This is a genomic window from Polaribacter ponticola, from assembly GCF_026191475.2.
Classification (GTDB): domain Bacteria; phylum Bacteroidota; class Bacteroidia; order Flavobacteriales; family Flavobacteriaceae; genus Polaribacter; species Polaribacter ponticola.
On the sequence record NZ_JAOSLC020000003.1, the window covers coordinates 1,800,564 to 1,812,803 of the forward strand.

Annotated in this window: 11 protein-coding genes and 1 pseudogene; 11 read left to right on the top strand and 1 reads right to left on the bottom strand. The window is 29.6% G+C overall.

Going from position 1 to position 12,240, the window contains the following annotated elements:
- Positions 1 to 7: 7 nt before the first annotated feature.
- The 3 genes from N5A56_RS13285 (at position 8) to N5A56_RS13295 (ending at position 3,149) form a co-directional block, all read left to right on the top strand.
- Positions 8 to 1,531 (top strand): RagB/SusD family nutrient uptake outer membrane protein, encoded by a 1,524-nt coding sequence (locus N5A56_RS13285; RefSeq protein WP_265725879.1) that lies wholly within the window; start codon positions 8 to 10, stop codon positions 1,529 to 1,531.
- Between the two features lie 117 nt (positions 1,532 to 1,648).
- The gene (locus tag N5A56_RS13290; RefSeq protein ID WP_265725880.1) at positions 1,649 to 2,557 is read left to right on the top strand and encodes a dihydrodipicolinate synthase family protein; all 909 of its coding nucleotides are present in this window, start codon (positions 1,649 to 1,651) and stop codon (positions 2,555 to 2,557) included.
- Between the two features lie 190 nt (positions 2,558 to 2,747).
- On the top strand, positions 2,748 to 3,149 hold the full coding sequence (locus tag N5A56_RS13295; protein WP_274270476.1) for a NanQ anomerase/TabA/YiaL family protein: 402 nt from the start codon (positions 2,748 to 2,750) through the stop codon (positions 3,147 to 3,149).
- 36 nt (positions 3,150 to 3,185) lie between these two features.
- Here N5A56_RS13295 and N5A56_RS13300 read toward each other — a convergent pair whose 3' ends face one another.
- Positions 3,186 to 3,902 (bottom strand): FadR/GntR family transcriptional regulator, encoded by a 717-nt coding sequence (locus N5A56_RS13300; protein WP_337994811.1) that lies wholly within the window; start codon positions 3,900 to 3,902, stop codon positions 3,186 to 3,188.
- Between the two features lie 127 nt (positions 3,903 to 4,029).
- Here N5A56_RS13300 and N5A56_RS13305 point away from each other — a divergent pair, with 127 nt between their 5' ends.
- From N5A56_RS13305 to N5A56_RS13340, 8 genes and pseudogenes are all read left to right on the top strand, one after another.
- A complete protein-coding gene (locus tag N5A56_RS13305) occupies positions 4,030 to 5,193 on the top strand; it encodes a n-acyl-d-glucosamine 2-epimerase (protein WP_265725883.1) in 1,164 nt (387 codons plus the stop codon).
- A gap of 151 nt (positions 5,194 to 5,344) precedes the next feature.
- Positions 5,345 to 6,352: a sialidase family protein gene (locus tag N5A56_RS13310; protein ID WP_274270477.1), complete on the top strand. Its 1,008-nt coding sequence runs from the start codon at positions 5,345 to 5,347 to the stop codon at positions 6,350 to 6,352.
- A gap of 287 nt (positions 6,353 to 6,639) precedes the next feature.
- A pseudogene (locus N5A56_RS13315) lies at positions 6,640 to 7,104 on the top strand (GDSL-type esterase/lipase family protein); the annotation flags it as partial.
- Between the two features lie 702 nt (positions 7,105 to 7,806).
- On the top strand, positions 7,807 to 8,565 hold the full coding sequence (locus tag N5A56_RS13320; protein ID WP_274270590.1) for a sialate O-acetylesterase: 759 nt from the start codon (positions 7,807 to 7,809) through the stop codon (positions 8,563 to 8,565).
- A gap of 21 nt (positions 8,566 to 8,586) precedes the next feature.
- On the top strand, positions 8,587 to 8,970 hold the full coding sequence (locus N5A56_RS13325; protein WP_265725886.1) for a hypothetical protein: 384 nt from the start codon (positions 8,587 to 8,589) through the stop codon (positions 8,968 to 8,970).
- Between the two features lie 47 nt (positions 8,971 to 9,017).
- Positions 9,018 to 10,199, top strand: coding sequence for a glycoside hydrolase family 27 protein (locus N5A56_RS13330; protein WP_265725887.1), 1,182 nt, complete (start codon positions 9,018 to 9,020; stop codon positions 10,197 to 10,199).
- 7 nt (positions 10,200 to 10,206) lie between these two features.
- Positions 10,207 to 10,428 carry a hypothetical protein gene (locus tag N5A56_RS13335; protein WP_274270478.1) on the top strand — a complete coding sequence of 74 codons (222 nt, stop codon included), beginning with the start codon at positions 10,207 to 10,209 and terminating at the stop codon, positions 10,426 to 10,428.
- A gap of 44 nt (positions 10,429 to 10,472) precedes the next feature.
- Entirely contained in the window at positions 10,473 to 12,239 is a 1,767-nt protein-coding gene (locus N5A56_RS13340) for a family 20 glycosylhydrolase (RefSeq protein WP_420793210.1), read from the top strand.
- Position 12,240: the final 1 nt, after the last annotated feature.

Sequence of the window (12,240 nt, forward strand, 5' to 3'; positions counted from 1 at the left end):
TATAGAGATGAAGAAATATATATATATAATAGTAGCTATGGTTATTTTTAGTTCTTGTTCAGATGAGCTTGATCTAGTATCTCCTAGTGAATTGACAGCTGCTGGCTTTTGGGATACAGAAGTAGGAGCAGCAACAGCACATACAGGAATATATGCAAATTTAAGAAGTGAAGCTAGAGACTTTTGGTTATTAGGTGAAATTAGAAGTGATATTTGGGGTGGTAGAACGTATGAGTCTGCTTCTTACACAAGTCTAATAGAATCTAATATTTCAGTAGCAAATGCACCTTTTGGTGGTTGGGCAGGCTTTTACTCAAGAATTCATAGAATAAATGACTTTTTGATAAATGTACCAAACATTACTTTTACAAATGAAAGTGATAAAAACCATATGATAGCGCAAGCTTATGGATTAAGAGCTTTATATTATTACACATTACTAAAAACATGGGGAGATGTACCTTTAATTACAGAGCCATTTCCAACAGATGATTTAGGTGCATTAAGTCAAGCAAGATCATCTTCAGCGGAAGTTATGGCACAAATAAAATCTGATATTGCAGCTTCATTAAGTTCTTTTGGTTCTGATGGTAGTTTCTGGAATGGAAGTAGAGTTTATTGGTCTAAAGCAGCAACATTAGCGCTTAAAGGTGATGTCTTTATTTGGTCTGGTAATATTATGGGTGGTGGAAGCGCTGATTTTACTGAAGCAAAATCAGCATTACAACAAATAGCAGCACTTGGTGTTAGTTTAGCTCCTAATATTTCAGATTTATGGGGTGTTAATAAAGAGGGAAATAATGAATTTATTTTTGCAATAAGTTATACGCAAGATCAAGCCTCTAACATTTTTAATAGCTTTACAGGTAGAACTACAGAAATTCACCCAAATTATAATGATAATGGTGATTTAATGGGGCCTGTAGGAGGATTAGATTTTGTTATTTCTGGAGCAAACAGATATGGTCAATCAGAAAAAACAATCTTATTATTAGATGATAATGATGATGCACGTAAAGACGCAACATTCATTAGATTATATACAGATGATAATGGTGGTGCAGGTTATACATCTTATAATGAGCCAAAATATTTTGGTTCTATATTTAAAAAGTTTTTAGGAAGGGTAGATGGTACTCAACGTATTTTTGAAAATGATGTACCACTTTATAGATATGCTGATGTTGTTTTAATGTTAGCTGAAGCTAAAAACTTATTGAATGAAGATCCTTCAGGAGAAATTAACCAAATTCGTCAAAGAGCTTATGGTGCAAATTATGTTGCTTTAACACATGGTTATACAAATGCATCACAAACTAATAATGCAAATGCTATTTTAGATGAGCGTTATAAAGAATTTATTGGTGAAGGAAAAAGATGGTGGGATTTAAGAAGAGCAGGTGCTAGTTTTGTTTACAACAATGTTAGTTTTATATCATCAAATGATAGTCATTTATTATTATTTCCTATCACAAATGATATGATTGGAAGAAATCCATCATTAGTACAAACAACAGGATATACAAACTAATTAAAATATATTGTAATTATTTGTTAATTTGAATTAGTTAAAAAGAGGGTTATGTTTTTTAAAACCTAACTCTCTTTTTTTTGCTATAAAATCAATAAAATTAGTAAATTAGCTATTATGAAAATAAAAAACTTAGTTGCAGCTGCTTATGCTCCTATGCTTAATAATGGAACATTAAACACTGCAAAAATTAAAGAATATAGTCAGTTTTTAATACGTAATAAAATTTCAGGTGTTTTTATGAACGGATCTACAGGAGATTTTACATCATTATCTACTGAAGAACGTAAGCAAATAACATTGGCTTGGTCTCAAAATAAAAAAGAAGATTTATATTTAATAGATCATGTAGGGCATACTAATTTAAGAGAGGCAAAAGAATTAGCAAGTTATGCTGCAGATAAAGTAGATGCAATTTCTGTTTTAGCACCTTATTATTTTAGATTAAATAAAATAGAAAAATTAATACAATATTGTAAAGAAGTTGCAGCTTGTGCACCTAATTTGCCTTTTTATTATTATCATATTCCTGCTTTATCTGGTGCTAATTTTAATATGCAAGAATTTCTTAAAATTGCAGAAAATGAAATTCCTAATTTAGTAGGTATAAAATTTACCAATAATAATTTAATAGATTATCAACATAGCAAAAAAGTATCAGATGGTAAGTTCAACATCCTTTTTGGTTATGATGAAATATTTATAAATAGTTTACCTATGGGTGCAACAGGTTGGGTTGGTAGCACATACAATCATTTAGCACCATTATATTATAAAATAAAAGAACTTTTCGAAAAAGGAGAAATGGAAAAAGCTACAGACCTACAAACAAAAGCGATAAGATTTGTAGAAATTTTAGATAGCAAAGGTGGTTTTAATGGTGTAGGAAAAGGGTTTATGAGAACCCTAGGTGTAGATTGTGGACCAAGTAGATTTCCACATACTACTCTTACAGATTCAGATTACGCAGACATTCAAAAAGAGCTTGATGCTATTGGGTTAACAACAAATTTTTTTAGTAAATAAATGCATTTATACAATATTAAAATAAGCCAAGTTTAAAACCAATATTTAACTTGGCTTTTTTTGATTAAAAAAATAATATGATTTGCATATATAAAATTCGCATAAAAATTTACTAAATATTCCAAATGTAAGGTTGAGCGCAGTCGAAACCTACTTATACTCGAAGTTTTAATTTAAAAATCCAATAAATATGATTTTAGACAAAATACAAAATGCAAGCCTTTATATAAATTTACATAAAGGAATTACCAAAGCTTTAGAATATATAGAAAACACTAATTTTTCTACTTTAGAGAATGGAAAACATATTATTGATGGAGATGATGTTTTTGCAATTGTAAAAGAATATCAAACAAAAAAGATTGATGAAAATATTTTAGAAGCACATCTTAAATACATAGATGTTCATTATATAATTGAAGGTAAAGAGCAAATTGGTATTACTATGTTTAACAATCAAAAACCTACAGAGTTATATGATGAGGATAACGATTTTATGTTATTTAATAAACCTTCTGATTATATAACATTACATAAAGGGATGTTTGCTGTTTTTTTCCTGATGATATTCATTTGCCAGAAATTACGTTAGGTAGTATATCTAAAGTAAAAAAAATAGTTTTAAAAGTTAAAATGTAGTATTAAGTACCCTTTCAAAATGAGGTTCTAAATGTTGTGCTAAACCTTTTCTAAATCCTTTTATATCATCTTTTTTTAAAAAATTTAAAAGTTCTCTGTGAGATATAAATTTTTTGCTGTACAAATAATTTTCTGCATCTTTTAATTTATGATTATGAACATATTGAAAAACAGGTAATAATATATTTTGAAAACGCTGTAAAGTTTTATTCCTAGAAATTTTATACAATTTACCATGAAAAGCAATTTCATTCTCTAAAGCAAAAATGGTAGAATCTTTTTTATTTTCTTCCATTTTAGAAACAATTAATTCTAGCTCCTCCAAATCTTTTTCCGTTTTTCTAGCAAATAGTAAATCTACCATACCCATTTCTAAAACTAAACGAAGTTCAAAAATATCTTTTAAAGTTTCATCACCTAATAAATTGGTATCAATTACTTTCTCAAAATTATGTATAAAATCTGGCTGAGAAAGTACCATTCCTTTATGTTTTTTAGACTCAACAATACCAATTGTTTTAAGTCTAGAAAGTGCCTCTCTAATGACAGTTCTGCTAACCCCTAAAGCCTCAGCAAATTCCATTTCTTTTGGTATGGAATCTCCTACTTTAAGTTTGTTTTCCTTTATGTAATTATTAATTCGAATTTCAACCTTATCTACTAAACTTAAATTAGTTAAAGGAGCAATACCAATTTTTTTCATCATAATTTAATTTATGCAAAGGTAGTTTATAAATTTTATTTCATTAAATTTGTATTATGTAATACATAATAGCAATTTATTAATTTTTTATTAATAAATACAACTATGTAACAAGAAATAATAAATAAAAATGAAATACAGTACACTTTATAAAAGTACATTACTAACCAATATCATCCCTTTTTGGGAAAAAAATTCAATCGATAATGAATATGGTGGCTATTTTACTTGTTTAGATAAAACTGGTAAAGTATATGATACTGATAAGTTTATGTGGTTGCAAGGTAGGCAAGCTTGGGCATTTTCCATGCTATACAATACTGTAGATAAAAATGAAAACTGGTTAAAACTGGCAAGACATGGTATCGACTTTATTATAGAAAAAGGGATGGATAAAGAGGGTAATTTTTATTTTTCTACAACCAGAGAAGGAAAACCTTTAGTACAACCTTATAATATTTTTTCAGATTGTTTTGCAGCAATGGCATTTAGCCAATATGCAATTGCTTCTGGTGATCAAAAAATTAAAAAACTTGCTAAACAAACCTATCTTAATATCCTTAAAAAGAAAGATAACCCCAAAGGTATTTATGAAAAATCTACTGGAGAGCGTCCTTTAAAAAGCTTTTCATTACCGATGATTTTATCTAATTTGGTTTTAGAATTAGAAGCTGTTTTAGATAAAGAAGAAGTTGATAAAACCATCGATTTTAGCATCCATGAAGTTATGGAGGTTTTTTTAGATAAAAAATCGGGGCTTATTTACGAATTTGTTAAAGAAGATGGTTCTCATGAAGACACTTATAATGGACGACTTTTAAACCCTGGTCATGGTATAGAGGCAATGTGGTTTATGATTGATATTGGTGTAAGAAGAAATGATATTAAATTGATTGAAAAAGCGGCAGATACAATTATTACCATTTTAGAATACAGTTGGGATAAAAAATATGGTGGAATTCTATATTTTATGGATTCTGAAGGAAAACCACCCCAACAACTAGAGTGGGATCAAAAACTGTGGTGGGTGCATTTAGAAGCTTTAGTTGCTTTAGCAAAAGCATACGAACATACAGAAAGAGAAGAATTAATGCTTTGGTATGAGAAAGTGCATAAATATGCTTGGTCTCACTTTTCAGATTCAAAAAATGGCGAATGGTTTGGGTATTTAAACAGACAAGGAGAAGTATTACTAGATTTAAAAGGAGGAAAATGGAAAGGTTGTTTTCATGTACCAAGAGCAATGTACCAATGTTGGCAATCTTTTGAAAATATAGAGCGTAAAACATTATAATAATTAATATAAAATTTAAGATGATGATTAAAAACATATTTGTTTTAGTTGCAATTTTATTACTTACAGCTTGTAAATCAAAAAAACAGAAGTAGAAGCAAAAGAAGATATAAGTAAACCTTTAGAGTTTACAGCACTTTTTAATTCGGGAATGGAAGAAGGTGTAAATTGTTACAGAATCCCTGCGATAGTAACTGCACCCAATGGCGATTTAATTGCAGCCATAGATCAACGAGTTCCTAATTGTGGCGATTTAAAGTATAGTAAAGACATTAACTTAATTGTTAGAAGAAGTGCAGACAATGGCAAAACTTGGACGCCAATTGAAATGGTAGTCGATTTTCCTTATGGAGAATCTGCTTCAGATCCATCAATGATTGTAGATAAAGTTACAGGTGATATTTTTATGCTTTATAATTATATGAATTTAGAAACCGAAAAAGACATCTATTATTTACACGTTGTAAAAAGTACAGACAATGGAAAAACATGGAGTAAACCAATAGATATTACAGACCAAATTGCAAAACCAGCATGGAAAAAAGATTTTAAATTTATTACTTCAGGTAGAGGAATTCAAACAAAATCTGGTAAATTATTACATACAATGGTAAACTTAAATAGTGGTTTACATTTATTTGGAAGTGATGATCATGGAAAAACATGGTATTTTATAGATACACCAGTTTTACCAGCAGATGAATCTAAAGTAATACAATTAGCAGATGGTTCTTTAATGATTAATGCAAGAGTAAATGGAAAAGGAATGCGTTATGTGCATACTTCTAATGACGAAGGAAAAACTTGGGAAACAAACCCAGTTCCAGAATTGATAGATCCAGGCTGTAATGCTAGTATCATAAGATATACGTCTAAAGAAGATGGTTATGATAAAGATAGAATCATTTTCTCGAATGCACAATCTGCAAAAGGACGTGTAAATATGTCTGTACGAATTAGTTATGATGAAGGAAAAACTTGGAGTAAAGGTAAAACAGTTTATGCAGGCTCATCAGCATATTCATCATTAACCATTATGCAAAATGGCGATATTGGGTTGTTTTTTGAAAAAGATGGTTACAAGAAAAACGAGTTTACAAGCTTTTCTTTAGCTTGGTTAACAGATGGTAAAGACAGTTACAAAAAGCCTAAAAAATAAAGACTAACTTTATAAAAAGTTAAAACCTCAAAGTATTATTGTTCTGAAAATAATTTCAGTATCAAACCTCAAAGGTTAAAAAAACACAAAATTTCACTTTATTGTAGTAGTTTTAGATTGTTTTAAACTTATAAATATGTGCCATAAAATTACCTATAAAATTTTATTTCTACTTTTTATTACTTCATGGATTTCACAAAGTCAAACCATAAAAGTAGCTTGTGTAGGTAACTCTGTAACTTTTGGTGCAGGTATTAAAAATAGAACTTTAAAACTCTTATCCAGCGCAATTACAAAGTTTATTAGGTGATAGTTATCAGGTTAAAAATTTTGGATTTTCTGGTGCAACTTTACTTAAAAACGGACATAAACCTTATTGGGAAAAGTCGGTTTTTAAAGAATCACAAGAGTTTGAACCTAATATTGTAATTATTCATCTTGGTTTAAACGATCAAGGCAATAATAATTGGCCAAAACATAAAAACGAATTTATTGCGGATTATTTAGAAATGATTTCCGTTTATAAAAAACTACCTTCTAAACCAAAAGTAATTATTTGTAAAATGACACCCACTTTTTCTGGTCATCACTGGTTTGAAGAAGGAATGCGTGAAAATTTCAAAGAAATTCAAGCTAAAATTGAAGAAATTGCAAAAACTGCAAACGTACAATTAATAGATTTACATCAAAAATTATATCTTTTTCCAGAGTATTTTCCAGACAACTTACATCCAACAGAAAAAGGCGCAAAAATAATTGCGCAACAAACGTATAGTGCAATTACTGGCAATTTTGGTGGATTACAATTACCACTTTTATTTGGCGAAAAAATGGTTTTACAACGTAATGAACCTATTGAGATTTTAGGAATTGCGAACACTAAAGATGAATTAAAAATCTGTTTTAACCAACAAGAAAAAATAATTAAAGTTACAGATAAAGGAAAATGGAAAGCAGTTTTTCCTAAAATGAAAGCTGGTGGACCACATAAAATATCAATAAATTCAAAATTATCAAAAGACATTACAATCAACGAAGTGTATATTGGTGAAGTTTGGTTGGCTTCTGGTCAGTCTAATATGGACTGGAAAGTAAAACAATCTAAAAACGCAAAAACAGTTTTAAAAGATTCTTTGAATAACCAAATATTTCTATTTTCTTTAGATCCAACAATATTAAAAAAAGGAAAATTTACAGATGAAGAATTTAGTTTGATTAATGCCGATAATTATTTAAAACCTTCTGGTTGGTCTAATACAAACAAAGAAATTATTGAAAACTTTTCTGCAGTTGCCTATGCATTTGCTTATAATTTACAAAAAGAATTAAAGATTCCTATTGGTATTGTTTGCAATGCAGTTGGTGGTGCAACAACGCAAAGTTATATTAGTAGAAATTCATTAGAAAAAGAACATTTTGGGGTTAATTTATTAAACGACACTTGGCTAAATCCAATGGTAGATGTTTGGGTGGCAAATAAAATAGTTGAGAATATTGGCGATAAAAATAAGAAAGGAGTTCGTCATCCTTATGATCCAACAATTTTGTTTGATGCTGGTATAGAACCTATCAAAAATTATCCTTTTAAAGGAGTAATTTGGTATCAAGGAGAATCGAATGCAGATCAAGTAAAACTCCACGAAAAATTGTTTAAAATGCTGATAAAAGATTGGCGAAATCAATTTAACAAACCAGATTTGCCTTTTTATTACGTGCAATTAACAAGTATGGAAAGACCTGGATGGGAATTTTTTAGAGATTCGCAACGCAAATTATTATCGATTCCAAATACAGGAATGGCTGTTACTTTAGATATTGGAAATCGTACAGATGTACATCCAACTCAAAAATGGACTGTTGGTAAAAGGTTATCAAATATCACTTTGGCAAAAACATACCATAAAAGCATAGCCTATTCTGGCCCTTTATTCGATTTTGTAAATGTAATCGACAACAAATTAGAAGTTTATTTTCAGTTTTCAGAAGGTTTAAAAACAAAGGATAATCAGTCAGTAAAAGACATCAAAATTGCTGGAGTGGATAAAGTTTTTAAGTCAGCAAAAAGCAGGATAAAAAATAATATTTTAGAAGTTTGGCATCCAAGTATTAAAAACCCAAGATATGTTCGATATGGTTTTTCGCCTTACACAGAAAGTAATTTAACCAACAAAAGTGGTTTTCCAGCTTCAACATTTTCTAATGAAATAGATTAATTTAAAACTATAGCTAATATAATGAAAACAAGAATTTACTTAATAATTATTGGAATTTTATTAGTAACAATTTCTTGTGTTCAGAAAAATAAGAAGTCCGACCAAAAAGAAATTGTTAATAAGAAAACAGAATCACAAAAAAGACCATTAGCAGATTACAAATCACAAAAATTAGTAACCTTTTACAAAGATTATGGAGATGAAATTTCTGATTTCACAATTGTTCATACGAATGAAATTTTTAATGCAATAATTTTCTATACTAAAGAAAAGAGAGCTTACGTTGTGGAATTAGACACAACAATCACTCATCATCCTAATCCCAAGGAAAAAATTGGCAAAAACCTTGAGTTTAATCAATTTGGAATTGACAACAGTATTATAAAATACATAGAATTTAAATAAAATTTGCTATTTTTAGATAGCTTATTTTACATAAACATCATATCAAAATGAAAACATTCTACCTTTTTTTATCCCTTTGTTTTTTAACAATCAATACAACTTTTTCACAAAAATTCGAGAATTTAGCTTTAACACCTCCAATGGGTTGGAATAGCTGGAACACTTTTGAATGTGCAGGCGTTAACGAAACAGTAATTCGAGAAATGGCAGATGCAATGGTTGCAAAAGGCTTAAAAGATGTTGGTTACGAGTATATTGTAATAGATGATTGTTGGCAAATAGGCAGAGATAAAGACGGTTATATTATTGTTGATAAAGAGAAATTTCCATCAGGAATTAAGGTTTTAGCAGATTATGTACATTCTAAAGGTTTAAAATTCGGAATTTATTCTGATGCAGGAATAAAAACTTGTGCAGGAAGACCTGGAAGCAAAGGTTTTGAGTATAAAGATGCAGAAACCTATGCAAAATGGGGCGTAGATTATTTAAAATACGATTGGTGTTTTACAGAAGGGCAAGATGCAAAAACTTCTTATAAGTTAATGCGAGATGCGTTGTACAAAGCAGGAAGACCAATCGTTTTTAGCTTGTGCGAATGGGGAGAAAATAAACCTTGGGAATGGGCAGAAAATGTTGGGCATTTATGGCGAACAACCTTAGATATTGATATGAAAGGCAGATTTGATGGCAATATTAATGGAAATTTAATTGGTTGGTCAGATTTGGTTGATAAGCAAGTTGGTATAGAAAAATTTGCTGGTCCAGGTCATTGGAATGATCCAGATATGTTGGCAGTTGGTAATAATGACATGCCAATTAATGAAGCAAGAGCGCATTTTAGTATGTGGGCAATGTTGGCAGCGCCTTTAATGGCAGGAAACGATTTAAGAACAATGTCTTTTAGCGATCAAGAAATTTTAACAAACAAAGAAATCATTGCTATCAATCAAGATGTTTTAGGCAAACAAGGTTTTAAAATTAAAGATTATGGAAACTTTGAGGTTTGGCAAAAACCTTTAAAAAATGGAGATATTGCAATATGTTTATTCAACCGAGAAATTAAAAATAAGAAATACCAAGTAAATTGGAAACAGATGAATATCAAAGATTTTGCTGGAGAATATTCCATTAAAAATCTTTGGAAAAATAAAGAAATAGGAACTACAAATACCAATTTTTTAATTGAAGTTCCTGCAAGAGATGTGGTGGTTTTTAAACTGAAAAAATAAATATATTATGAAATTACATTTGGTTTTTATCGGTTTTGTAATCTTCTTTTTAAATGGATGTTCTCAAGTAAATTCTATTGATTTAGAAGATAAATATCCTATAATTCCTGTTCCAAATGAAATTAGTTATGGAAATTCAGAAATTCAGTTTGAAAGTGTACATATAATTGCAAATGATTTTAAAAATGAAGGAAATATTTTAGTTAATTTTTTCAATAAAAAAATATAACTTCATCAGAAAACGGATTACATATTCAGTTTATAAAAGAAAATATTTCTGTTGATGAGAATAATGATGAAGCCTATAAATTAAGTATTTCAGACAACATAAAAATTACGGCAAATTCTGATAAAGGAATTTATTACGGAATTCAAACTTTAAAACAAATCTTTAGAAAAAACAAAGCAAAAGGTGTTTTTCCTAAAGTAGAAATTAAAGATTTTCCAGTGTTTAAAATTCGTGGTTTTATGCACGATACTGGTCGAAATTTTCAATCGGTAGCACAATTAAAAGAACAGATAGAAATTTTAGCACAATACAAATACAATGTATTTCATTGGCATTTAACAGACAATCCTGGTTGGCGTTTAGAGAGTAAACTATATCCAGAATTACAATCGGAAGAAGCTACAACAAGACAAAAAGGAAATTTTTATACACAAGAAGATTTTGCAGCTATTTTAGCTTTTTGTAAAGAACGTAAAATTACGGTGATTCCAGAATTTGATATTCCAGGACATACAGATGCGTTTAGAAAAGCCTTAAAAATTGATGAAATGCAAGATCCAAAAGTAAAACCTATTTTACTCGATTTATTTCAAGAATTAATGGATTTGGCAGATGCAGAAACAATGCCTTACATTCATATTGGTACAGATGAAGTTCGTAACGATTTTGAACGTGTTTCTAACGATGTTATTTTTGAATTGATGCAACTCATCAGAAAAAACAACAGAGAAGTTATTGTTTGGAAAGAAGGTATTGTTGTTAAGCGAGACCCCTACTCTATCAACCAACTTTGGGCATATCATAAAGGTAGAAAAGGACACAGATTCATAGATTCTAGAAGCAATTACATCAATCATTTAGATCCTTTTGCAGGAATGGCACGTTTGTTTTTTCAGCAACCTACAAGACAGCCAAAAGGAGATTCTTTAGCTCTAGGAGGCATTTTAGCTGCGTGGCCAGATAATAATATAAATGACGAACGTGATATTTTAATTCAGAATCCTATTTATCCTTCAATGGTTTTTTATTCAGATGCCATTTGGAATGGTAGAAAAAAAGATTATCCAGAATATTGGGCAAAATTACCTTCAAACAATACATCAGAATTTAATAATTTTAAAACCTTTGAAGAAAAGGTAATTACACACAGAAATTTATTTTTTAAAGGAAAGGAGTTTCAATACATAAAACAAACTGATAAAGAATGGAAATTAATTGGCCCTTTCAATCATAAAGGAAGTGTAGAAAAATCATTTCCTGTTGAAGAAGAGATTAAAGACAATTACAAAGTAAATGGCAAAAAATTTTCTTGGTCAGATAAGCACGTTGGTGCAACCATTCATTTAAAACATTTCTTCGGGTTTGAAAGTGTTACCAAAGCAAAACAAGGAACGTTTTATGCCTTTACAAATATATATTCTCCAGATGATAGAATTCAAGATTTCTGGATAGGTTTTCAAGGTTGGTCACGTTCTGGGGGAAGAAGAGTTGGTCCTTTTCCAGATTTAGGAGATTGGCATACCACAAAACCAAGAATTTGGATAAACAATAAAGAAATTGCACCTCCAGTTTGGAAACAACCCAATTTAGGAACAAAAACAGATGAAATTCCGTTTATAGATGAAGATTATTTTTACAGAAGTCCTACTAAAATCAACTTAAAAAAAGGTTGGAATAAAGTGTTGTTAAAAATTCCACAAGATTACAATTCTTGGAAATGGATGTTTACTTGCATTCCTGTAAATGTAACCAAAGACGGGTTTAGAGAAGTGTCAGAATTAAAATATAATACTAATTTCAATCTTAATTAAA